23 protein-coding genes are annotated in these 23,458 nt (G+C 63.7%); 11 read left to right on the top strand and 12 right to left on the bottom strand.

Going from position 1 to position 23,458, the window contains the following annotated elements:
- The first annotated feature begins 25 nt into the window (after positions 1-25).
- From ytfR to mmsB, 7 genes are all read left to right on the top strand, one after another.
- Entirely contained in the window at positions 26-1,534 is a 1,509-nt protein-coding gene (gene ytfR / locus BB934_RS07120; RefSeq protein ID WP_099509015.1) for a galactofuranose ABC transporter, ATP-binding protein YtfR, read from the top strand.
- A complete protein-coding gene (ytfT, locus tag BB934_RS07115; RefSeq protein WP_099509014.1) occupies positions 1,535-2,539 on the top strand; it encodes a galactofuranose ABC transporter, ATP-binding protein YtfT in 1,005 nt (334 codons plus the stop codon).
- On the top strand, positions 2,536-3,495 hold the full coding sequence (yjfF, locus tag BB934_RS07110; protein ID WP_099509013.1) for a galactofuranose ABC transporter, permease protein YjfF: 960 nt from the start codon (positions 2,536-2,538) through the stop codon (positions 3,493-3,495). The genes ytfT and yjfF overlap by 4 nt, the downstream gene beginning before the upstream one ends.
- An 18-nt stretch (positions 3,496-3,513) precedes the next feature.
- Positions 3,514-4,290 carry a FadR/GntR family transcriptional regulator gene (locus BB934_RS07105; protein WP_099509012.1) on the top strand — a complete coding sequence of 259 codons (777 nt, stop codon included), beginning with the start codon at positions 3,514-3,516 and terminating at the stop codon, positions 4,288-4,290.
- Between the two features lie 271 nt (positions 4,291-4,561).
- Positions 4,562-5,626: a multiple monosaccharide ABC transporter substrate-binding protein gene (chvE, locus tag BB934_RS07100; protein WP_099509011.1), complete on the top strand. Its 1,065-nt coding sequence runs from the start codon at positions 4,562-4,564 to the stop codon at positions 5,624-5,626.
- 82 nt (positions 5,627-5,708) lie between these two features.
- Entirely contained in the window at positions 5,709-7,238 is a 1,530-nt protein-coding gene (gene mmsA / locus BB934_RS07095) for a multiple monosaccharide ABC transporter ATP-binding protein (protein ID WP_099509010.1), read from the top strand.
- Between the two features lie 55 nt (positions 7,239-7,293).
- Positions 7,294-8,439, top strand: a complete 1,146-nt coding sequence (gene mmsB / locus BB934_RS07090) for a multiple monosaccharide ABC transporter permease (RefSeq protein WP_099512674.1) — start codon at positions 7,294-7,296, stop codon at positions 8,437-8,439.
- A 77-nt stretch (positions 8,440-8,516) separates the two neighbouring features.
- On the opposite strand, the gene BB934_RS07085 is transcribed toward mmsB, so the two are convergent.
- Positions 8,517-8,828, bottom strand: coding sequence for a hypothetical protein (locus BB934_RS07085; protein WP_099509009.1), 312 nt, complete (start codon positions 8,826-8,828; stop codon positions 8,517-8,519).
- Positions 8,829-9,189: 361 nt separating this feature from the next.
- Here BB934_RS07085 and BB934_RS07080 point away from each other — a divergent pair, with 361 nt between their 5' ends.
- Positions 9,190-9,417 (top strand): hypothetical protein, encoded by a 228-nt coding sequence (locus BB934_RS07080; RefSeq protein WP_157934071.1) that lies wholly within the window; start codon positions 9,190-9,192, stop codon positions 9,415-9,417.
- Positions 9,418-9,475: 58 nt separating this feature from the next.
- On the opposite strand, the gene BB934_RS07075 is transcribed toward BB934_RS07080, so the two are convergent.
- The 4 genes from BB934_RS07075 to BB934_RS07060 form a co-directional block, all read right to left on the bottom strand.
- Positions 9,476-10,183, bottom strand: a complete 708-nt coding sequence (locus tag BB934_RS07075) for an outer membrane protein (RefSeq protein WP_099509007.1) — start codon at positions 10,181-10,183, stop codon at positions 9,476-9,478.
- Positions 10,184-10,463: 280 nt separating this feature from the next.
- On the bottom strand, positions 10,464-10,922 hold the full coding sequence (locus BB934_RS07070; protein ID WP_099509006.1) for an NUDIX hydrolase: 459 nt from the start codon (positions 10,920-10,922) through the stop codon (positions 10,464-10,466).
- Between the two features lie 61 nt (positions 10,923-10,983).
- The gene (locus BB934_RS07065) at positions 10,984-11,475 is read right to left on the bottom strand and encodes a phasin family protein (protein ID WP_099509005.1); all 492 of its coding nucleotides are present in this window, start codon (positions 11,473-11,475) and stop codon (positions 10,984-10,986) included.
- 34 nt (positions 11,476-11,509) lie between these two features.
- Positions 11,510-11,890 (bottom strand): phasin, encoded by a 381-nt coding sequence (locus tag BB934_RS07060; RefSeq protein WP_099509004.1) that lies wholly within the window; start codon positions 11,888-11,890, stop codon positions 11,510-11,512.
- Between the two features lie 200 nt (positions 11,891-12,090).
- On the opposite strand from BB934_RS07060, the gene BB934_RS07055 reads away from it, so the two are divergent.
- From BB934_RS07055 to BB934_RS07045, 3 genes are all read left to right on the top strand, one after another.
- Positions 12,091-14,799: a PAS domain-containing sensor histidine kinase gene (locus BB934_RS07055; protein ID WP_162299146.1), complete on the top strand. Its 2,709-nt coding sequence runs from the start codon at positions 12,091-12,093 to the stop codon at positions 14,797-14,799.
- Positions 14,799-15,257, top strand: a complete 459-nt coding sequence (locus tag BB934_RS07050; RefSeq protein WP_237050209.1) for a GNAT family N-acetyltransferase — start codon at positions 14,799-14,801, stop codon at positions 15,255-15,257. Before BB934_RS07055 ends, BB934_RS07050 begins: the two co-directional genes overlap by 1 nt.
- A 90-nt stretch (positions 15,258-15,347) precedes the next feature.
- Positions 15,348-18,071, top strand: a complete 2,724-nt coding sequence (locus tag BB934_RS07045; protein ID WP_099509002.1) for a bifunctional acetate--CoA ligase family protein/GNAT family N-acetyltransferase — start codon at positions 15,348-15,350, stop codon at positions 18,069-18,071.
- 208 nt (positions 18,072-18,279) lie between these two features.
- Here the strand turns inward: BB934_RS07045 and bfr are convergent, their stop codons facing one another.
- The 7 genes from bfr to BB934_RS07010 all read right to left on the bottom strand — a co-directional run bounded on the left by bfr (position 18,280) and on the right by BB934_RS07010 (position 23,327).
- Complete coding sequence (gene bfr, locus BB934_RS07040) at positions 18,280-18,768, bottom strand: bacterioferritin (protein WP_099509001.1); 489 nt, start codon at positions 18,766-18,768, stop codon at positions 18,280-18,282.
- 82 nt (positions 18,769-18,850) lie between these two features.
- Complete coding sequence (locus BB934_RS07035; RefSeq protein WP_099509000.1) at positions 18,851-19,108, bottom strand: (2Fe-2S)-binding protein; 258 nt, start codon at positions 19,106-19,108, stop codon at positions 18,851-18,853.
- A gap of 117 nt (positions 19,109-19,225) precedes the next feature.
- Positions 19,226-19,795, bottom strand: coding sequence for a putative glycolipid-binding domain-containing protein (locus BB934_RS07030; protein ID WP_157934070.1), 570 nt, complete (start codon positions 19,793-19,795; stop codon positions 19,226-19,228).
- A gap of 237 nt (positions 19,796-20,032) precedes the next feature.
- Positions 20,033-20,704, bottom strand: a complete 672-nt coding sequence (locus tag BB934_RS07025; protein ID WP_099508998.1) for a LutC/YkgG family protein — start codon at positions 20,702-20,704, stop codon at positions 20,033-20,035.
- Complete coding sequence (locus tag BB934_RS07020) at positions 20,701-22,134, bottom strand: LutB/LldF family L-lactate oxidation iron-sulfur protein (RefSeq protein WP_099508997.1); 1,434 nt, start codon at positions 22,132-22,134, stop codon at positions 20,701-20,703. The genes BB934_RS07025 and BB934_RS07020 overlap by 4 nt, the downstream gene beginning before the upstream one ends.
- 9 nt (positions 22,135-22,143) lie before the next feature.
- Positions 22,144-22,941 (bottom strand): (Fe-S)-binding protein, encoded by a 798-nt coding sequence (locus BB934_RS07015; RefSeq protein WP_099508996.1) that lies wholly within the window; start codon positions 22,939-22,941, stop codon positions 22,144-22,146.
- Complete coding sequence (locus tag BB934_RS07010) at positions 22,938-23,327, bottom strand: c-type cytochrome (RefSeq protein ID WP_099508995.1); 390 nt, start codon at positions 23,325-23,327, stop codon at positions 22,938-22,940. The genes BB934_RS07015 and BB934_RS07010 overlap by 4 nt, the downstream gene beginning before the upstream one ends.
- Positions 23,328-23,458 lie beyond the last annotated feature (131 nt).

The raw sequence follows: 23,458 nt of genomic DNA, 5'->3' as shown, positions 1-23,458 counted from the left end.
TCGCGTATAGGCCCGCGAGGACGTGATGCCATCGACGACGGAACAGCCTCAGCTGCTTGAGATCAGAGGCCTCACGAAGGGCTTTCCGGGGGTGCAGGCCCTCGACCATGTGGACTTCACCCTGCATGCCGGCCAAATCCACGGTCTCCTGGGTGAGAACGGCGCCGGCAAGTCGACGCTGATCAAGGTGCTTACGGGCGTGTTCAAGCGCGATGCCGGCACCATTCGCCTCGACGGGCAGGACATCAACGCGCGCGATCCGGCCGACGCGCTCTCGCTTGGCATCGGCACCGTCTATCAGGAGGTGAATCTGCTGCCGAACCTGTCGGTGGCGGAAAACCTCTTCATCGGCCGTCAGCCGCACCGCTTCGGCCTCGTGCGCACCGGCGAGATGCGCCGCCGCTCCGAGGAGCTTCTGGCAGGCTATGGCCTCGACATCGACGTCGCCAATCCCCTGAGCACCTACTCGGTGGCCGTCCAGCAGATCGTCGCCATCGCGCGCGCCGTCGATCTCTCGGCCAAGGTGCTCATCCTCGACGAGCCGACGGCGAGCCTCGACGCGCACGAGGTCGAGACGCTTTTCAAGATCCTGAGGGATCTCAAGAGCCGCGGCATCGGCATCGTCTTCGTCACCCACTTCCTCGACCAGGTCTATGCGGTCTGCGACCGGATCACCGTGCTGCGCAATGGGCGCCTCGTCGGATCGCGCCCGATTTCCGAACTGCCGCGCATCGAGCTCGTATCGATGATGCTCGGCCGCGAGCTCGCGGCGGAAGCGCTCCACCGCAACCAGCGCAAAGCCGTCACCGGCGAGCCGCTGGTCGCGTTCAAGGATTACGGCAAACGCCGCCTCCTGGAGCCGTTCGATCTGGCGGTCCGTCCCGGCGAGGTGGTGGGTCTCGCGGGCCTTCTCGGCTCCGGCCGTACGGAAACGGCGAAGCTCGTCTTCGGCATCGAGCGTGCCGACAGCGGCCAGGCCTTCGTCGACGGCAAGCCCGTGCGCATCGCGACGCCGCGAGATGCCGCGCGCCTGCGGTTCGGGTTCACGCCCGAGGATCGCAAGACGGAGGGCATCGTCGCGGAACTCTCGGTGCGGGAAAACATCATCCTGGCGCTCCAGGCGCAGCGCGGGTGGCTGCGCCTGCTCCCGAAGCGCAGGCAGGACGAGATCGCGGACCGCTTCATCAAGCTTCTCGACATCCGCACGCCGGATGCGGAAAAGCCCATCGGCCTTCTCTCCGGCGGCAATCAGCAGAAGGCGCTGCTTGCGCGCTGGCTTGCCACCGAGCCGCGCTTCCTCATTCTCGACGAGCCGACCCGCGGCATCGACGTCGGCGCCCATGCCGAGATCATCCGCCTGATCGAGCGCCTGTGCGAGGACGGGCTTGCCCTTCTCGTCATCTCGTCGGAGCTTGAGGAGATCGCCTCCTACAGCGACCGGGTCGTCGTTCTGCGCGACCGGAAGCACGTGCGTGAACTCTCCGGCGACGAGGTCAGTGCCGATACCATCATGACAACCATCGCAGGCCATTGAATGAGCGGCATGATCCAGGCCAATGTTCCGCGCACGCTTCCCAAGGGGCTTCCGCAGGTTGCTGCGCTCCTCATCGTCTTTCTCGTCAACTGGCTCGTCTTCCGCGACTTCTTCGCCCTGCGCCTGCAGGACGGGCGCCTCTTCGGCAGCCTCATCGACGTGCTGAACCGCGGCGCTCCGGTCGCCATCCTCGCTCTGGGGATGACGCTCGTCATCGCCACCCGCGGCATCGATCTGTCCGTCGGCGCCGTCATGGCGATTGCCGGCGCGATGGCGGCGACCTTGACGGCGCAGGGCTATCCGCTGCCCGTTGCGCTCGCCGCTGCCGTAGGGGTTGGCCTCGCCTGCGGCCTGTGGAACGGTTTTCTCGTTGCGGTTCTCGAAATCCAGCCCTTCGTGGCAACGCTGATCCTGATGGTGGCGGGCCGTGGCTTCGCGCAGCTGATCACGGAAGGGCAGATCATCACCTTCGTGAGCGAGGGCTTTGCCGCCATCGGTGGCGGCTCCTTCCTGATGCTGCCGATGGCGGTGGTGATCGCCATCGTGATGCTGATCATCACCCACTTCATCGTGCGATATACGGCATTGGGTCTCTTCATCGAATCCATCGGCGCCAATGTCCGCTCGAGCGCTTATGCCGGCATCGGCACCAAGGTCGTGACCATCGCCGTCTATATGTGGTGCGGCCTGTGCGCGGCCATTGCCGGTCTGATCGTGACGGCTGACATCCGCGGCGCCGATGCCAACAATGCCGGGCTCTGGCTCGAGCTCGATGCGATCCTCGCCGTGGTGATCGGCGGCACATCGCTCTTCGGCGGCCGCTTCAGCCTGGGCCTTTCGGTCGTCGGCGCCCTGATCATCCAGGCGATGAACACCGGCATCCTGCTGAGCGGCTACCCGCCGGAATACAACCTCATCGTGAAAGCCATCGTGGTGCTCGCCGTGCTTCTCGCCCAATCGCCCGTTCTGTCGGCCGTCCGTTCGGTCTGGAGGGCCAAGGCATGATCCGGCGTCATCTTCCGGTTCTCATCACGCTCGCCGTCTTCATCGTCGGCTACCTGATCTGCCTCGCGCAGTTTCCGAGCTTTGCCTCGACCCGGGTGATCGGCAATCTTTTGACCGACAATGCCTTCCTCGGCATCGTCGCCGTCGGCATGACCTTCGTGATCCTCTCGGGCGGCATCGATCTCTCGGTCGGCTCGGTGGTCGCCTTCACGGGGGTGTTCCTGGCCGTCACGATCGAGAAATACGGTCTCAATCCCTATCTGGCCTTCGTCCTCATCCTCGGGATCGCCGCGTTGTTCGGGGCGGGCATGGGATTCCTGATCCATACCTTCCAGATCCCGGCCTTCATCGTCACGCTGGCGGGCATGTTTTTCGCCCGCGGCCTGTGCTTCGTGCTCACCACGGATTCGATCCCGATCAATGCACCGGCCTATGGCCAGATCACTGACATCGCCTTTCGGCTGCCCGGCGGCGGCAGACTGACCTTCATCGCCATCGTCATGCTGATCACCTTCGCGATCGGCATCGTCCTGGCACATTTCACGCGCTTCGGTGCCAATGTCTACGCGCTCGGCGGCAACAGGACCTCGGCGGAACTGATGGGCGTGCCGGTAGGGAAGACGACGATCCGGATCTACATGCTGTCGAGTTTCCTTGCAGCCTTGGCCGGAATCGTCTTTTCTTTCTATACATCCGCGGGTTACTCCCTGGCTGCGACCGGCGTCGAGCTCGACACGATCGCGGCGGTCGTCATCGGCGGCACGCTTCTCACGGGGGGCTATGGAACGATCATCGGCACGCTCGTGGGCGTGCTCATCCAGGGGTTGATCCAGACCTATATCACCTTCGAGGGAACCCTGAGTTCCTGGTGGACAAAGATCGCTATCGGTGCCCTGCTGTTCGCATTCATCGTGCTGCAGCGCGGACTGTCGGCGGCGTCGCTTCGAACACGATAAGTTTCAAAGAGTAGGAAGATGGTTTTGGTACACGGCGTCCATAGGCCTTCGAGAGCGCGGTCGGCTCATGATCTCGTCGCCCATGGGATCGGCCAGAACATCATGCAGGGCCACTTCCCCATCGGCAGCACCCTGCCGGGCGACGCGGAGCTGATGGAGCTGTTCGGGGTTTCGCGCACGGCGTTGCGCGAAGCGTTGAAGACCCTGGCCGCGAAGGGTCTGATCGAGTCGAAGACCAAGGTCGGCACCAAGGTTCTGGATCGCAACAACTGGAACATGTTCGATGCCGATATTCTCGATTGGCATCTTCAGGTCGGCGTCGATGCTCGCTTCCTGGGATGGCTTTTCGAGATCCGGCAGATGCTGGAGCCGCTCGCCTGCGCCACAGCCGCTGTGAGGCGCACGCCGGAGCAACTCGCCACGATGCATCGCGGGCTTCGCGCGATGTACGAATGCGAGACCAGCCGACAGGGCTTCACCAAAGCCGATCTGATCTTCCATCAGGCCATCCTGGAGGCATCCGGAAATCCCTTCCTGCAGTCGATCGGGTCGGTCATCGGGGCGGCGCTTGCCACCTCCTTCACCATCAGCTCTCCCGTCTCCAGCGACGAGCGCTTCAAGGAGGTCATGCAGCAGCATCAGGCCGTGTTCGACGCCATCGAGCAGCGCGATCCGCCTGCTGCAAGCGATGCCATGTCGAACCTGATCCTGCAGGCCGCAGAGCGGGTGCAGATCAAGCATGCGGAGAGCGCCTTGGCGAACGTCCAGATCCACACGTTCTCCGGCGTGGATTAGCGGGCGAGTGGCCATTTTCAGCAGCGCCGAACACTTGTCCGAAATTAGTATTATAGTATGATTTATCGCCGCTCGGGATGGGTCTACCACTTTGGCGGTCTATTGGAGGGCGGAGCTTCCCTATGGCGAGCTCTGCCTTTGTAGTAGACTCGAGGGCGGCAGCGGCCTGTGTCCTCAGCCCCAAGCCGACCCGAGTCCTGGAACGAACAATACCGAATATGCGCTGGGCAACATGTCAGCGGCCCGGGCATGGACGAGAGGGAGAACGACCTTGAAGACACTCACTACCGCATTGGCGGCCGCGGCTCTTGGAGCCTTCGGCCTGCTCGGCGCCGCCCAGGCGCAGGACAAGGGCACGGTCGGCGTGGCCATGCCCACGAAGTCGTCCGCGCGCTGGATCGACGACGGCAACAACATGGTCAAGGTGCTCAAAGAGAAGGGCTACAACGTCGACCTGCAATATGCCGAAGACGACATCCCGAACCAGCTGGCCCAGATCGAGAACATGATCACCAAGGGCTCCAAGGTTCTCGTAATCGCGGCCATCGACGGCACGACCCTGTCCGATGCTCTTCAGCAGGCCGCCGACAAGGGCATCAAGGTCATCGCCTATGACCGCCTGATCCGCAATTCCAAGAATGTCGACTACTACGCCACCTTCGACAACTTCCAGGTCGGCGTGCTTCAGGGCGGCTACATCGAGAAGGCGCTCGGCCTCAAGGAGGGCAAGGGCCCGTTCAACATCGAGCTCTTCGGCGGCTCGCCCGACGACAACAACGCCTTCTTCTTCTACAACGGCGCCATGTCCGTTCTCGACCCCTACATCAAGAGCGGCAAGCTCAAGGTCGCGAGCGGCCAGACCGGCATGGACAAGGTCTCGACCCTGCGCTGGGACGGCGCGGTCGCCCAGGCCCGCATGGATAACCTGCTCTCCGCCTTCTACACCGACAAGCGCGTCGATGCGGTCCTCTCGCCCTATGACGGCCTGAGCATCGGCATCATCTCCTCGCTCAAGGGCGTGGGCTACGGCACGCCGAAGCAGCCGATGCCGGTCATCACCGGTCAGGATGCCGAGGTGCCCTCGATCAAGTCGATCCTCGCCAAGGAGCAGACCTCGACCGTGTTCAAGGACACCCGCGAGCTCGCCAAGGTCACGGTCAACATGGTCGATGCCGTGCTCTCCGGCAAGCAGCCGGAAGTCAACGACACCAAGACCTACGAGAACGGCGTGAAGACAGTTCCGTCCTACCTGCTGAAGCCTGTCAGCGTCGATGCCTCGAACTGGAAGGAAGTTCTGGTCGGCAGCGGCTACTACAAGGAAGACCAGTTCAAGTAATTGGTTCTTGCAAGGATTGGACCCTGCGCAGCCGCGCAGGGTCCATGCTCGTTCTGGAATACTCGGTGCCCGAGGTACTGCGATGAATGCGATCCTTGAGATGCGAGGGATCACCAAGACGTTCCCGGGCGTGAAGGCGCTCGACGACGTCAACATCACCGTCAAGGCCGGCGAGATTCATGCGCTGGTCGGTGAGAACGGCGCCGGCAAGTCGACGCTGATGAAGGTTCTGAGCGGCGTCTATCCGCACGGCTCCTATTCCGGCGAGATCCATTACGAGGGCGAGGAGCGCCGCTTCAAGGGCATCGCCGACAGCGAGAAGCTCGGCATCATCATCATCCATCAGGAACTGGCCCTGGTGCCGCTCCTGTCGATTGCGGAAAACATCTTTCTCGGCAACGAGCAGGCCGAATACGGCATCATCGACTGGTCGCTGGCCTTCTCGCGCACGAAGGATCTGCTCAAGGTGGTGGGCCTGAGCGAGTCGCCGGAGACGCTGGTCACCAATCTCGGCGTCGGCAAGCAGCAGCTCGTGGAGATCGCCAAGGCGCTCTCCAAGAAGGTGAAGCTCCTGATCCTCGACGAGCCGACCGCAAGCCTGAACGAAAAGGACAGCGACGCGCTTCTGAACCTGCTGCTCCAGTTCAAGGCGCAGGGCATCTCCTCGATCCTGATCTCCCATAAGCTCAACGAGATCTCGAAGGTCGCCGATTCCATCACCGTCCTGCGCGACGGCGGCACCGTCGAGACCCTCGATTGCCGGGCGGAGGAGGTGAGCGAGGACCGCATCATCCGCGGCATGGTCGGCCGCACCATGGAAGATCGCTACCCCAAGCGCGAGCCGAAGATCGGCGAGACGATCTTCCAGGTCGAGAACTGGTCGGCCTATCACCCGCTCCACAACCATGTGCAGGTGGTCAAGAACGTCAACCTGAACATCCGGCGCGGCGAGATCGTCGGCATCGCCGGGCTGATGGGGGCAGGGCGGACGGAATTCGCCATGAGCCTCTTCGGCCGCAGCTACGGCCAGAACATTTCCGGCCGGGTGAGCCTGCACGGCAAGGAGATCGACGTGAGCTCGGTGGAGAAGGCCGTCTCCAACGGGATCGCCTACGCCACCGAGGACCGCAAGACCTACGGCCTGGTTCTCGCCGAGGACATCCGCAAGAACGTCACGCTGGCGAACCTCGACGGCGTCTCGAAATACCTCGTCGTCGACGACATCCGGGAACTGGCGGTCGCCAACGACTACCGGGCCAAGATGCGCATCCGCAGCCCCAGCGTGTTCCAGGAGACGGTCAATCTCTCGGGTGGCAACCAACAGAAGGTGGTCTTGAGCAAATGGCTCTTCTCCGACCCGGAGATCCTCATTCTGGACGAGCCGACCCGGGGCATCGATGTCGGGGCCAAGTACGAAATCTATACGATCATCAACAGGCTGGCCGATGCCGGCAAGGGCGTTCTCATGATATCCTCGGAGATGCCGGAACTGCTCGGCATGTGCGACCGGATCTATGTGATGAACGAGGGCTCCCTGATCGCCGAGCTCGATATTGCCGAGGCATCTCAAGAAAAGATCATGCACGCCATCGTTAAGTCCGGGAGACGCTGAGATGGACACGAGAACCGCTGAAGAGCTTCACGTTCCCCAGCAGAAGACGTCGTGGATGGAATTCGTCAAAACCCATTTCCGCGATTACGGCATGCTGCTGTCGCTCCTGGTCATCATGCTGTTCTTCCAGGTGGTGACCGACGGCACGCTGCTGCGGCCGCTCAACCTCACCAACCTTGTGCTGCAGAACAGCTACATCGTCATCATGGCGCTCGGCATGCTGCTCGTGATCGTGGCCGGGCATATCGACCTGTCGGTCGGCTCCATCGTCGGTTTCGTCGGCGGGCTCGCGGCCATGATGATGGTCCGGTGGGGGATCGATCCTGTCACGACCACCATCGCCTGTCTGATCGTGGGCGGCATGATCGGCGCTGCGCAGGGCTATTGGGTGGCCTATTTCAAGGTCCCGTCCTTCATCGTCACGCTTGCCGGCATGCTCGTCTTCAAGGGGCTCACCCTGGCGCTTCTCGGCGGCATGTCGGTCGGACCGTTTCCGGTGGTGTTCCAGCGCCTGAGCTCGGGCTTCATTCCCGATGTCTTCGGCGGCGAGGGCTTCAACTACACCGCGCTGTTCCTCGGCGCCACAAGCGTCGCGGTGATCATCTATTTCAGCTTCCGCAGCCGCGCCAACCAGTTGAAGCACGCCGTCGAGACGGCGCCTTTCGGCCTGTTCGCCTTCAAGAACGCGCTGCTGGCCGTGCTCGTGATCGCTTTCTGCTATCTTCTGGCCACCTATCGCGGCCTGCCGAACGTCCTCGTCATCATGGCCGTGCTGATCGCGCTCTATGCGTTCGTGACCAATCGCACCACGATCGGCCGGCGCATCTATGCGCTGGGCGGGAACGAGAAGGCGGCCAAGCTGTCAGGCATCAAGACCGAGCGCCTGACCTTCCTGACTTTCGTGAACATGGGCGTGCTGGCGGGGCTTGCCGGCCTGATCTTCGCCGCGCGCCTCAACACGGCGACTCCGAAGGCTGGCCTCGGCTTCGAACTCGACGTGATTGCGGCCGTGTTCATCGGCGGCGCCTCGGCGACGGGCGGTGTCGGCAAGGTGACGGGCGCCGTCATCGGCGCCTTCGTCATGGGCGTCATGAACAACGGCATGTCGATCCTCGGCATCGGCATCGACTACCAGCAGGTCATCAAGGGCCTCGTGCTGCTCGCAGCGGTGTCCCTCGACGTCTACAACCGGAAGAAGTGAAAACCGGCTCCGCTCTCAGCGAAACGGTGGGCCTCGGCTCGCCGTTTTCCTTTATGCTCGGGCAAACCGCTTAAGCTTCAGCGCGAGGCCGTCATGCCGGCGGCGGCCGGAACCGGGCTCTTGGTGAGAGTCATCCGCTTGCTGCTGCGGTCGCAGGACACCGTGACGAAGCCATCCGATGCGCTCAGTCGGACGGTGACCATGTCGCTCGTGCTGACAAGCTTGACCGGCTCCTCATCCATCTCCTGCGCCGCCTCGTCGATGATCGCGAGGCATTCGTCGAAGGGCATGGACGCGATGCGGGTATCGGCCGACTGAGCCTGGGCGGCCGAGCCGAGAGCCAGGGCCATCATGATGCCCGACATCATTGCAATCGAAGAGGAGCGCATTGACCGATTCTCCCAACGCTCGGAGAACACCACGCCCGAGGCCATACAGATGTGTCCTATCGCACAGGAACGGAACGTGCCTCGACCGAAGGCCGTTCCCCGTTGTCGATGTCGCAGGGGAGAGAAGCCCTGCCGCCGATCATTCACGGCCGCGGTTAGAGAAGTCTGAAGATGCCTGGGCCGGAACGGCCACGGTTCCGTCTCAAAAGTGCCCAGCTTGAGCGCCAATAACCTCATCCTTAATTGTCGTTTATTGCCCCCTGTCGAGACTATGTTCCTGACGGACAGAGATGATAGGAATCGGGCTCTTTCATTTTTGCGTTCAAACATGATTCATCCCAAGATTGTCAGGGATGGTCCCATGACGGCGGGCGGACCAGACCCTTTGAAGGACGCGCGCGACCTGCAAGTGCGGGTCAGGGCTTTGCAGGCTCTGCTCGAACTGCAGCGCTGGCAGATCGAGGCGCTCAGCAAGAGGCTTTATTCCTCCGAGCCGGGCGGGATCGCAGCGCGGCGCCTGCTCGATCTCAAGCGGCGCGAGACGCAGACGCGCCATCTCAAGCCGCCCGTCGGCATGAACGATCCCTGATCAAGCAAAAGGCCCGGTGCTGCCACCGGGCCTTTTCTTCCTCGCGTCTTTGCGGCGATCAGTTGAACTTGTAGTTCACGCCGGCGCGCAGCACGCCGAATTCCGCATCCCGGTCCACGTTGACGCGGCCGCCGAGGTTGTAGTTGTCCTTCGTGTCGAGATCGACATAGAGGCCTTCGACCTTGGCGGTGAAATTGTTGGTAATGGCGTATTCCACGCCGCCGCCGAGGGTCCAGCCCCAATTGATCTCGTCGCCGCTGTGATAGCCGAGCACCGGATCGTAGCCGCGGTTGCCGCCGATGTCGCCGTAAGCGAAGCCGCCGGTTCCGTAGACGAGAGCGCGGTCGAAGGCGACGCCCGCGCGGGCGCGGATCGTGCCGAAGAAACCATCCGAATCGCCCGAGTAATAGGTGGTGCCGTAGGAGGCGCCCTTATTGCCGACGGCGGCATACTGAAGGTCGGTCTCGACGCCGGCCACGAACATGCCGAACTGATAATTGTAGCCAGCCTGGGCGCCGCCGACGAAGCCGCCGCCGCGGCGGCCTCGAACCGTGCCGAAGGCCGGATCGTAGAAGCGGCTGTCACCCACGTTCCAGCCGTAGCCGGCGTTCAGACCGGCGTAGAAGCCGGTCCAGGTGAAAAGCGGCATCGCGTTGTAGGCAGGAGCAGGAGCATAGCGGCCCGGCAGGTCAGCCGCGTGGGCCGTCGAAGCCGCGATGGCGATAGCCGCAGAAGCCGCGAGCAGTCCAAGAGCAGTGGTACGCATTACTGTAATCCGTGCTTAACGACAGAGGAGGGATAGGCATTTATTGCCTGTCACGGGTCTAATAAGGGATCGCGAGAGATTGTTGCAATATGAGCGGCCATCGGCATTGCAAACATGATTGATGCTTTATGAACGTTGAGCATTCATCAACCATGAAGCCGGCGTTCCCCTTGAGACCGCAGGTCGATTGTGCGCAGATCGCGCCGTGACGTTCGGCCGAGAGGCCTCAAAGCAAGAGACAAAAACTTGGCCTCGCCTCGAACGGGCGAGGCCTTTTTCTTCATCTCTCGTGCAGGCCGTCGGGATTCTCGCCCGGGTTCGAAGCCAGCGCCTGAGCGCGCCGCGCGATCGAGTCCACATCCGCACTCATGGCGATGCGATCGGGATCGAGCTCTGCGATCGGGAACCAGCGGGCCTCGAGCGCATCGTCTCCCGCGACAGGTTCGCCCGATATCCAGCGGCATTGCACGGCGATCAGGATGTAGTGCTGGCGCATCGCGCCCGATGGATCATGCACGAGGATGTCGAGCGTCGTGATGATGTCCTGCGCCTGCGCCACGACGCCGGTCTCCTCGAGAAGCTCGCGCATCGCCGCATCCTTCACCGTCTCTCCGAATTCGATCTTGCCGCCGGGAAAGCCCCACAGGCCCGCGTCGGGCGGGTTTGCGCGCCGCACGAGCAAGGTCCGGCCTTCGTGAACGATAACGGCGATGGCGGCGGGGACGGGTGACAGCGACATGAAAAAGGCCCGGTCGGAACGACCGAGCCTTAAAGCATGCGGGTTTCGCCGGATAGGGCGATCAGCGCCCGGGCCGGTGAAGCGCCGATTGCAGCGGCTCGAGACTGCGGGTGAACCACAGTGTCGTGGTCTCTGCGATGTCCTTCCACTGGGCGGAGGCGGCCTCATAGGCTTGCTTCGTCGCGTGGGTCTGCGCCTTGAACGCTTCGGGGAGAGGGGAGGGACTGATCGCCGAGCGCCACAGGTCGAGCGCGACATTGCGCTGGGTGTTCACGGCGTCGATGATCTTGTCATTGACCTCCAGGGCGCCCTTTGCCGAGGCGGTCACCGCCTCGCTCATGGCCTTGCGGAGGACATCACTCTGCTTCTTTGCGGAGGAGAAGAGAGCGCCGGCCTCGATCGGCTTTGGCGCGATTGCAGGCAGCGATGCAGGCTTCGCTTCCACGATAGCCTCCACAGTCTCGGCTGCCGACACGGCCGCCATCTCAACGAGATCGGCCTTATGCACGCTCTTGGCTGTACTCTTGGCTCTCGGCTTCTTCACTTCCGCCATCGTGACGTCCTCGCAAGTTTTCAGGGAGAAGAGACTACTTCTTGGTGCCCGGCTGCTTCATGGCCGACTGAGCCATGGAGCCGAATTCCTTCATCTGGGCCTGCATCGACTCGAACTGGGTCCGAACGAACTCGGCCTGGATCTGCATCGCTTCCTGCATGTCCTTCGCGCGCACCATCCTCTGGGCGAGGTCGAAGGCAGCCGACAGGTTCTGCTCGGTATAGGAGAAGGTCTTGCGGGCGGCATCCTTGGCGCTGGCCTGGACCGTAGTCGCCGAGCCTTCAAACGTATCGGCCGTCTTCTGGGCGGCGCTCATGAAGCCGTCGATGGCCTTGCGGGCCTGCTCGACGCTCTTCTCGGCAAAGTCGCGCATTTCCGGCGGAATTTCGTAGTTTTGGGTCTGGTTCGTTGCCATGGGCTGCTCCTCGTTGTCAGGCATTTGTGCACTGCAATATCACATTGTGCATTGCAAAATCAACTGTCTTATGCCTTCGCCTATTAAGGTTACCTCAAAGTAAAAGGATTCAAGTGCGCCGCCTTGCATGCTTGGCCGCGGATATTAGTCTAGAAGCTCAATCGGACATGACTCCGGGATACAGGCAGCAAGGACCGTTGATGACGGACGGTGGTCCCCATCCATTCAAAGCGTTGATTGCCCGGCTTGCCGCGGAAGCGGAATGGCGCTTTCTCGCCAATCCGGACGCCGGCGTGCTGGTCTGGGATAGGAGCGGGGAGAGGCTCCTCTGGGCCTCGCCGTCGGCCGCCGGGCTGCGGGAGGCCTTTGCCGATGAGGCGGGACATGTGCTCCCGGATTTCCGGGCCCGCGAGCGGATCAGGACGCTGGCCGGCGGGGAGGCTCCCTGGCAGGGTCTGCGGCAGGAACGGTTGCGGCTCGATCCGACGCGCCCCTGGCTGCCGGTTGCCTGCGCCTGCCGTCTAGCATCCCTCGACGATGGCGACACGGTTCTTGTGACAGCTCTGTCAGGCCCCATGCCCAAGGTCGGATCACGCGCTCGGACGTTGCGGCAGGCAGTCGAAGCCCCGAGCCTCGATAAGCCCAGGCGCGACGCCGCGGCAGAGCCCGCACCCCGGCAGGCAGGCCCGATCCGCTTCATATGGCACACGGACGCCCAGACTCGGTTCACGGATGTCTCGCCGGATCTCGCCCAGGCCGTCGGTGCCATGGCCGGCAACATCGTCGGGCTGACCTGGGATGAGCTGTCCCGATCGAGAGTGGAGGACCCGGACGGCGCCGTGGCGGCTTTGTTTGCTAACATGAAGACCGGAAGCGGGCGGACGGTTCTCTGGAGCATCGATCAATCGCGGATGCAGGTGCCCGTGGACTGGGCCGGAATGCCGGTTTTCGGCGCGAACCGAGAACTGGTCGGCTTCCGGGGCTTCGGTCTCCTGCGCATGGACGCCCTGCGGGAGCGGACATCGCCCGAGCAGCCTTCGAATGATTCCGAACCTTTGGACGATCCGGGGCATCCCACCGCGGACCTGATCGCGCAGAGCCTCGTCAACGACGACACGCTGCCGTTCCGGCCGCCCGAGGAGATGCAGCAGACCCAGGACGCGGAAAGCGAGCCGCGCGGGGAGGATACGTGGTTCAGCGACCTGCGCAACCAGGTCGCGGAAGCTCTGTCCAATACGGTCCCGTCCGAGCCGAAGCCTGTCGAACCGGCCCCGGTGGCAAAGCAGCCGACCTCGAGCCTTTCCAACGCGGAGCGCAGTGCCTTTCGCGAAATTGCGCGCGCGCTCGGTGCCCGCCTCGCGGAGGACACGCCATCCCCCATCACCGAACCGGATACCGCCCCTGCCGCCGATAGGACCGAGGCGGGACGGGAGGCGGAAACTCTCCCTCCCTTCGTGCCGGTCAGCGATAACCGAATTCTCGACCGGCTGCCGATCGGAATTCTGGTCCATCGCGGCGAGAAAATTCTATTCGCCAACCGCTTCCTGCTCGACCTGACCGGCTATGGCGATGTCGACCGGATCCGAGCCGAGGGCGGTCTCGTGCATCTTTTCCGCGGCTCTCCGGCACTCGGGGACAGGAGCGACGAGGATTCTTCCCTCGCGCTTACCACCCAGGCTGGCGAGAATATTTCCGTCGCCGTGCGCTCCTCGGTCGCCGAATGGGATGGCGCGGCAGGGGAGCTGATGGTCATCCGAAAGGCCTCCCGAGCCGAGATCCTGCCGCCGCCGCGCGACAGCCGCATCCAGGAGCTCGAGGCCATTCTCGACACGGCAACCGACGGCGTCATCGTGCTCAACGAGAGAGGGCGGATTCTCTCCCTCAATCGGTCGGCCGAGGCGCTCTTTGGCTATGACGAGCGGGCGGTTGCAGGCGATGCCATTACGGTGCTTCTGGCGCCGGAGAGCCATATGGTCGCTCTCGACTATCTCGAAAGCCTGCGCTCGCCCGGTGTCGCAAGCCTGCTCAACGACGGCCGCGAGGTTCTCGGGCGGGAGCGCCAGGGCGGATCGATCCCGCTCTTCATGACCATGGGCCGTCTGGGCGATGGGCCGGATCGCCGCTACTGCGCCGTCTTACGCGACATCACCGTCTTCAAAAAAGCCGAGGGTGAGCTGATCGGCGCCAAGCACGCGGCCGAAGAGGCGAGCGCCCAGAAATCCGATCTGCTGGCCAAGATCAGCCACGAGATCCGCACGCCTCTGAACGCCATCCTCGGTTTCGCCGAGGTTATGCTCGAGGAGCGGTTCGGGCCGATCGGCAACGACCGGTACAAGGAATATCTCAAGGACGTTCACGCCTCCGGCTCGCACGTGATCAGCCTCGTGAACGATCTTCTGGACCTTGCGAAGATCGAGGCTGGCCGGCTCGAACTGTCGTTTACCGGTGTGAGCCTCAACGAGCTCGTCTCGTCCTGCGTGACCCTGCTGCAGCCCCAGGCAGCGCGCGACCGGATCGTCATGCGCATGAGCTTTGCGCCCAAGCTGCCGCCGGTGGTCGCCGACGAGCGTTCCATGCGCCAGATCGTGCTCAACCTCGTGTCCAACGCGATCAAGTTCACCGATGCGGGCGGGCAGGTGATCGTTTCCACCGCCATGACGGACAGGGGCGAGGTGGCGTTCCGGGTGCGCGATACCGGCATCGGCATGACGCCGGAAGAGGTGGAGGCCGCCCTCGAGCCCTTCCGCCAGCTCGCCACGTCGCGCAAGCGGGGTGGCACGGGCCTGGGTCTTCCTCTCACCAAGGCTCTGGTCGAGGCGAACCGGGGGGCGCTGCAGATTGCGAGCCAGCCGAGCGAAGGCACCCTCGTGGAGGTGATCTTCCCGCCGACGCGGGTTCTGGCGGAATAGTGACGGGTTTCACCCTGCGCCGCGCCGATCTCGTGGACATGCCGGCTATCGCGCGGCTGCACCGCCATGTGCGGGAGACCTGCCTGCCGTATCTGCCCGACCTCCACACGCCGGCGGAGGATTTGGCGTTCTTTCAAGGGCACGTGTTCGCCTCATGCACGATTTGGCTGGCCGAAGCCGAAGGGCGGCCCACCGGCTTCGCTGCTTTTCGTCCGGGCTGGCTCGATCACCTCTACGTCGATCCCGCCCGGCATGGCCGGGGCGTGGGGCAGGCACTGCTGTCCGTCGCGAAGGAGGCGCAGTCCGAGCTGAATCTCTGGACCTTCCAGCGGAACGTACAGGCTCGCCGGTTCTACGAGCGGCAGGGCTTCGCGCTCGTCGCCCTGGCAGACGGCTCCGCCAACGAGGAGCGGGAGCCGGATGCCCATTACCGGTGGACGGGCGATCGATCACGTTAAAACGGCCCGATCCGGATGTTTGCGCCTATATAGGATCAGGACCCCTCCGGTCCGCCATGATATCGACGCCTCGCGAGACGAAGGATCGCCATGTCCACCTATCGCCTCGATAAGCTCTTCGCTCCGCGCTCGATCGCCGTGATCGGCGCGAGCCCGCGTCCGAACTCCCTCGGCCTGACCTTCCTGCGCAATCTGATTGCGGGCGGCTACGAGGGCGAGATCTTTTCCGTCAATCCTCACCATGTCGAAATCGAGGGAAGGCCCTGCTTTCCCTCTCTGTCCGCGCTTCCCGAGGTGCCCGATCTCATGATCGTCGCCGTGCCTCCGGCCAGGGTGCTCGGCGTCATCGAGGAGGCGTGCGAGGTCGGCGTGAGCGCCGCCATCGTCGCGACGGCGGGGATGGGGTACGGGGCGAACTCGCTCGGCGATCAGGTCCGGCTTGCGGCCCGCGCCCATGGGCTGCGCATCGTCGGTCCCAACTGCATCGGCGTGCTGGCGCCACGGGTCAAAATGAACGCGAGCTTCGCGGCCCACAGCGCGAAACCGGGCGATCTCGCGCTCGTGTCGCAATCGGGTGCGTTGGCTGCGGGCCTGGTGGAATGGGCGGCGCAGCGACATGTGGGGTTCTCGGCCATCGTGTCCCTGGGCGACAAGGTCGACGTCGATTTCAGCGATTGCCTGGACTTCTTCGCGGCCGATGCCGGCACCCGGGCGATCCTGCTTTACATCGAATCCATCGATAACGCGCAGAAGTTCATGTCGGCGGCCCGCGCTGCCGCCCGCGTGAAGCCGGTGGTGGTCATCAAGGCCGGGCGCCATGCCCAAGGGGCGAAGGCCGCTGCCACCCATACGGGCGCGCTGGCGGGTTCCGATGCGGTCTATGATGCCGCCTTCCGCCGCGCCGGCCTGCTGCGCGTGCTCGATCTCGACCAGCTCTTCTCCGCTGCGGAGACCCTCGGGCGTCAGAAGCCGTTTCCTGGGAGCCGGCTGGCAGTTCTTACCAATGGCGGTGGCATCGGGGTTCTCGCCGTCGACCGGTTGATCGATCTCGGTGGCACGCTCGCCGCCCTGTCGGAGAAGACGCGGGCCGCCCTCGACGCCTTCCTGCCGCCGACCTGGTCCCATGCGAACCCGATCGACATCGTCGGCGACGCGGATCCCGCCCGCTATGCCGGCGCTCTCGAGGCGCTGCTCGCCGATCCGGATAACGACGCTATCCTCATCCTCAACGTGCCCACGGCCATCGCCGGTGCCTCGGACGTCGCCGCCGCCATTGCCGATGTGGTCAGGAAGGACCGCTCGAAGGGTTATCGCCAGAAGCCGGTCTTCGCGGCCTGGATCGGCGAGGATCCGGATTCGGCCCGCGTCTTCGAGGAGGCACGGGTCCCGCATTACGCGACCGAGGCGGACGCGGTCCGGGGCTTCATTCAGCTCGTGCGCTACCGGGAGGCGCAGGAACAGCTGATGGAGACGCCGGACAACCTGCCCCACGATTTCGTGCCCGACACCGAGGCGGCCCGGGCCATCGTCGCCCATGTTCTCGAACAGAACCGCCGCTGGCTCGATCCGCTCGAGGTCAACGCGCTCCTCAAGGCTTACGACATCCCGACGGCTCCGGTCATCCTCGCGACGACGCCGGAGGAGGCGGCAGAGGCCGCCCGCCCCATCATCGCCGAGGGCGGGACGGTGGCGGTCAAGGTGCTCTCTCCCGACATCGTGCACAAATCCGATATCGGCGGCGTGAAGCTCGACCTGACGACGGAGGAAGCAGTCAGGAAGGCCGCCGCCGAGATCTTCGAGCGCGCCGCGCGCCTGAAGCCGCAGGCCCACGTGACCGGCGTCACCGTCCAGCCGATGGTGCGGCGGGCGAAGGCCCGCGAGCTGATCGTCGGCCTCGCGGACGATCCCTCCTTCGGCCCCGTGGTGCTCTTCGGGCGCGGCGGCACGGCGGTCGAGGTGATCAACGACAAGGCGCTGGCGCTGCCGCCCCTCGATCTCAAGCTTGCCAACGATCTCATCGCCCGCACCCGCGTGTCGCGCCGGCTCAAGGCCTATCGCGACGTCCCCGCCGCCGACGAGGGGGCGATTGCCCTGACGCTGGTGAAGCTGGCGCAGATGGCGGCCGACCTGCCCGAGATCCGCGAGCTCGACATCAACCCGCTGCTCGCCGACCATTCTGGCGTGATCGCGGTCGATGCGCGTGTGGCGGTCGCGCCCGAGACCCGGAAGGGCAGCGGCCATCCGCGCTTTGCGGTGCGGCCCTATCCCAAGGAATGGGAACGCCATATCAAGCTGCGCAACGGGAAGACAGCCTTCGTGCGGCCCGTCCGTCCGGAGGACGAGGAGAAGTTCAAGCGCTTCTTCGAGAAGATCACCCCGGAGGATTTACGCCTTCGCTTCTTCGCGCCGGTGCGCGATTTCAGCCATGCCTTCCTCGCCCGCCTGACGCAGCTCGATTATGCGCGTGCCATCGCCTTCGTCGCCTTCGACGACGAGAGTGGCGAGATGATGGGCGCGGTCCGTCTCCATGCGGATGCGAACCACGAGACGGGAGAATACGGCATCCTGCTCCGCTCCGACCTGAAAGGGCTCGGCCTCGGCTGGGAGCTGATGCGGCTGATGATCGAGTGGGCCAAGGTCGAAGGATTGCGCGAGATCGACGGGCAGGTGCTGCGCGAGAATTCCACCATGCTCGACATGTGCCGCAGCCTCGGCTTCTCGATCAAGATCGATCCGGACGATCCGGAACTGCGCCTCGTGACCCTGCCGATCGCTGCCATCGAGGAGCCGGGAAAGCTTGCGGCGCCGGCTTGAAACGAGAACGGCCCGCCTGAGAGGCGGGCCATCCAATCTGCTCGTAATCTCTACCCTCATCCTGAGGAGCAGCGCAGCTGCGTCTCGAAGGAGAATCCAGAGAGCACTGGAATCGCCCTGATCCTTCGAGACACCGCCTTCGGCGGCCCTCAGGATGAGGGCTCAGGGTTATGCCGTTTTCGAGCCGACCTTTCTGTAAAGCAGGATATCAATCGTGGTCGCTTTCGAGCCCGCCGATATGCTTCTGGGCATAGAGCTCGACGCCGACCTGCTCGACGAGGTTGAGCTGGGTCTCGAGGAAGTCGATATGGCCTTCCTCGTCCTTCATCAGCTCCTCGAACAGGTTCTTGGACACCCGGTCTCCGACGCTTTCGCAATAGGCGGCCGCCTCGCCGTACAGGTTGCGGGCATCGTATTCGGCCGCAAGGTCCGCCTCGAGGATTTCCTGGATGGTCTGGCCGATGCGCAGAGGGTCGAGCACCTGCAGGTTGGCGAAGCCTTCGAGGAAGATGATGCGCTCGATGAACTTGTCGGCGTGGTGCATCTCTTCGATGGATTCCTTGCGCCAGGTCTTCGCAAGTTCCTTGTATCCCCAATCGTCCAGGACTCGGTAATGGAGCCAGTACTGGTTGACCGCGGTCAGCTCGCTGCGCAGGCCGCGATTGAGATACTCGATAACTTTGGGATCGCCCTTCATCCTACCCTCTCGTCCATTCGGCCGCCGGATGCGCCGGCTCCTTCTTTAGAGGATTTATGAAGTAGTGCGGAAGCCCCTTTATTCAAAGAGTGGGTTCGGCCGCCGCCTTTTCGAGGACGGTCGGGCAGCAGCCGCGGTTGCAGGCCGCGATGGGCTCCACGCCCGCATCGCTCAGGGCCTGGTCCATGATGGCGCGGATCGTCCGTGCGCAGCGCCCGCAATTGGGGCTGCAGCCGAGACAGCGATAGACCTGCGCCGGTGTGCGGGGACATTCCGGTCCCGGCCTGAGGCACGCTTTGACATCACCGTCGGAGAGGATGTTGCAGGAGCAGACGATCATTGTTGTTCTAGTTTAGAATGACTAAAAACTACATGCGATTTCAAATACTTAGCTGAGAATACGGCCGGGCGCCAGCACAATTGCATGTGCCCAGATGTCACGGTTAAGCTGTTACGCTTAAGCCAGGCGCTTGAACAATCCTGGATAGTCGAGGACGAACCCGTCCTCATCCACGGGAAGCTCGGCGGTAAAGCCGCTTTCCAGGCTCTCGAAACGGTAGAGCAGGGTGGAATCGATGGCGGTGTAACGCTGATCGGAGGGGAAGACGGCCAGATCGGGCACGGTGATGTAGCAGAGGCGGATTTCCGTGCTCTCGCCGGTCTTCATGCCGAGCCGCCGGATCGGCAAGGTGTTGGTGAACGGAGTGGCCTGGATGTCGATATCGATGCAGCCCTGGAGATCCGGCCGCTCCTTGCCGTTCTCCTGCCAGGAGCCCTTGCCGTTGCTCTCCAGATGCAGCACGTGACCTGAGGTGGTCCTGACGACGACATCCTTCGTGTGCCAGAGGGCATCCAGCCTCAGGCGGTAGGACAGGCCGAACCGGGTTCCTTCCTCCTGGGCGATGATGACTCCTGAAACGGCGATCCCGCCATCGGCCGGGCGCACATCCACATGCTCCATCCCCGCCTCGCAGCCGTCCCAGGCCGACCAGCGGATGGTGCGGAAGATCAGTGTCGGGATGGACATGCCGAAGCTCCAGACGTGAGGGCTGCTCTTCCGGGCGATTATGGCCGGGCCGGGAAACTTGTCGAATCGAGACTGCTTAGAGTTCGGAATAATGGTGCGATTGCGTGAAACGTTCACGTCATGGCCGGGCTTGTCCCGGCCATCCCGATGATGAGAAGTGCCGCGCATTTATTAATCGAGATCACCGGCACGAGGCCGGTGATGACGTGGAGGGTGTTACGGACGGCTGTGCAGGTCCTAATCCCCCACCACCACAACATGCAGCCGCCGCGGGCCATGGGCGCCGAGCAGCAGGGTCTGCTCGATGTCGCCGGAGCGGGAGGGGCCGGTGATCCAGTTCACCGTGCGCGGCATGGTGCCCTTGCCGTAGGCGAAGCGGATGCGGTTCCAGACGGCCTCGTAATCGCTGGCGATGTCCTTGGCCGAGACCACGATGATGTGGTTGTCGGGCAGGAAGTTGAGGGTCGAGGGGTTCTCGTGGCCTGAGACCATCGCCAGCGTGCCGGATTCCGCGATGCCGCCGAAGGCGTGGCTCACGGCGTTGAGGTCGCGGCCTTCGCTCGGACCATGGGCAATATCGAGGGTGGTCTCCGCCCAGGGCATGGCCTTGAGGCGCGGATCGTCGCCCATGCGCAATGTGGCCGGCAGGTTGTGGTTGCGCAGGAAGAGCGCGATGGATTGCGGCACCTCGGCGGGAGACTTCACTTCCGTCACCGTGGCAAGCGAGGTCTCGACCATGGTCTTGAAGAGCGCGATCCGCTCCGCGCCCGAGACCTGACCGCGCTGGGGGATCACGCCCTTGGGCGCGCGCTCCAGGCGGTCAGCCACCATCTGCTGGCGGATCTTCTCGCTGCCATTGACGCCGAGCGAGCGGCGAATGTTGGCGTAGATATCGTCGCGGGCGCTCATGCGGAGGCTCCCTTGCGCTCGCGCTTCCAGCGGGCTTGGAAGGTCTCGCCCTGCGGAGCGGGGAAGTCGCGGTACTTGGTCCAGCCCTTCGCCATCGGCAGCCATGAGAAGCGTCCGCGCCGGTGTCCGGCAAAGCCGAGAGCGCCCATGGCGACGCGGGTCGCCAGCCGGTAGAGGGCAGGGCGCTTGGCGAAGAAGCCCCAGAGATGAAGGCCGGAGCGCACGGTCGCCGGCGTCAGGTGCCGCTCGAATTCGCGCTCGCGCCAATGGCGCATGAGCTTCGGCAGTGGGATGCGCACCGGACACACGCTCTCGCAGCGCCCGCAGAAGGTCGAGGCGTTGGGCAGGTGGCCCGCCTTGTCGACGCCGATCAGCGATGGGGTGAGCACCGCACCCATCGGGCCGGGATAGACCCAGCCATAGGCGTGCCCGCCGACCGCATGATAGACTGGGCAATGGTTCATGCAGGCGCCGCAGCGGATGCAGCGCAGCATTTCCTCGAAGCTCGTGCCGAGCATGGCGGAGCGGCCGTTGTCGATGAGTACCACGTGGTAGTTCTCCGGTCCGTCCGCATCCGTGCTGCGGCGCGGGCCGGTGGAGAAGGTGGTGTAGACCGAAAGCTCCTGGCCCGTGGCCGAACGGGCGAGCACGCGCAGAAGCTGGCTCGCGTCTTCCAGCGTCGGCACGAGCTTTTCCAGGGAAGCCAGCACGATATGCGTCTTCGGCAGGATCTGGGTGAGATCGCCGTTACCCTCGTTGGTGACGATGATCGAGGTGCCGGTCTCGGCCACCAAAAAGTTCGCGCCGGTGATGCCCACATCCGCCGCGAGGAAGCGCTCGCGCAGCACGGCCCGCGCTTCGGTCAGCAGCTGCACCGGCTCGGAGAGATCGCGCTTGGCGTCGAGATGGGTGTGAACGCGCCGGAAATCTTCTTCCACCTGCGTGGCGTTGAGGTGGACGGCCGGCGCGATGATGTGGCTCGGCAGCTCGCCCCGCAGCTGGATGATGTATTCGCCGAGGTCGGTCTCGATCGGCCGGATGCCGTTTTCTTCGAGGTGATGGTTGATCTCGATCTCCTCAGAGATCATGGATTTGCCCTTCGTCACCGTCTTCGCGCCGGCCTCGCGGCAGATGGTCAGGATGATGTCGCGGGCTTCCTGCGCATCCCGGGCGAAATGCACGTGCCCGCCTGAAGATCTCACCTTCTCCTCATAGGCTTCGAGATAGAGGTCGAGATGCTCCAGAGTATGGTTCTTGATGTCGCGCGCCGAGTCCCGCAGCGCCTCGAATTCCGGCAGCTTGTCGGCCGCCATCCGGCGCTTGTCGATGAAGCCCTGCTTCACGTTGCCAAGCGCCTTCTGCAGCTGGCTGTCGTTCAGCGCCCGCGCGGCGTTCTGCTTGAATTCGGGAGAAGTGGAGTGAACATTCATGGGAGAGTTTTACTTGACGGTTTCAGCTTTGGCGACACCGATCGGCGGATCGTCCGTCATTCCCGCCAGAACCTCCGCCACGTGGCGCACCTGAACGCGCGTGCCGTCCCGGCTGAGCTTGCCCGCCATGTTCAGGAGGCAGCCGAGATCGCCCGCGAGCAGGGTCGGGGCCTTGGCCGCCTCGACGTTCTTGGCCTTGGCGTCGACGATGGCGCCGGAGATATCGCTGTACTTGACGGCAAAGGTGCCGCCGAAGCCGCAGCACACGTCGCTGTCCTTCATCTCGACGAGGGTCAGGCCCTCCACGCTGGCGAGCAGCTTGCGCGGCTGGCTTCTGACCTTGAGCTCGCGAAGCCCCGAGCAGGAATCGTGATAGGTGACGGTGCCGTCGAAGGCGGCCTCCACCCTGGTGACCTTCATGACGTCGACCAGGAAGCTCGTGAGCTCATAGGTCTTGGCGGCCAGCACATCGGCCTTGGCGCGCCAGTTGGGATCTTCCTCGAAAAGCTCCGGGTAATGGGCCTTGATCATGCCGGCGCAGGAACCGGAAGGGGCGACCACGTAGTCGTAGCCGTGGAAGGTGTTGATCACCTGCATCGCCAGATCGCGTGTCGTGCCCCGGTCGCCCGAATTGTAGGCCGGTTGGCCGCAGCAGGTTTGGACGGGCGCATCGACGATGCAGCCGGCATCCTCCAGGAGCTTCACGGCCGCAAAGCCCACGGAGGGGCGCATCAGGTCGACGAGGCAGGTGACGAACAGGCCGACCCGGGGTTTCACCGGGCGGCCGTGCAACGGCAGATCGTTCATTGGGCCGCCTTCTTGCCCGAAGCGTCGAACTGCTTCAGATAGGCGACAAGGTCGTTGACCCTCTGCTCGTCCTTGACGCCGGCATAGATCATCTTGGTGCCCGGGATCTTGGCGCGCGGATCCTTGATGTATTCGCGGAACGTGGCCTCGTCCCAGGTGATGCCGGAATTCTTGTTGGCGGGGGAGTAGTTATAGCCCTCGATCGATCCCGAGTGGCGGCCGAAGAGGCCGTTGAGAACCGGACCGACGGCATTCTTCGCGGATTCTCCGATTTGGTGGCAGGCCCGGCATTGCGCAAACACCTTCTCGCCGGCGGCTGCGTCCTGCGCCTGGGCGGACCCGAGCCCGGCCAGGAGCAGGGCGGCGGAAAGAACGAAGGAACGCATGAAAAACTCCTTTGCTGGACCCCTGTCCCATCTTAGAGAGATTCTACATTATTGGAAAACGGCATCGGGGAAAGCTGCCTTATTGTTAAGGTACCTATACCCTCAGTGCAGCGTTGATTCCTCAAGGAGGA

It is taken from the genome of Microvirga ossetica (assembly GCF_002741015.1).
GTDB classification, from domain to species: domain Bacteria; phylum Pseudomonadota; class Alphaproteobacteria; order Rhizobiales; family Beijerinckiaceae; genus Microvirga; species Microvirga ossetica.
The sequence above is the reverse complement of the archived record's forward strand: the minus strand, read 5'-3'. Positions and strand labels throughout refer to the sequence as shown.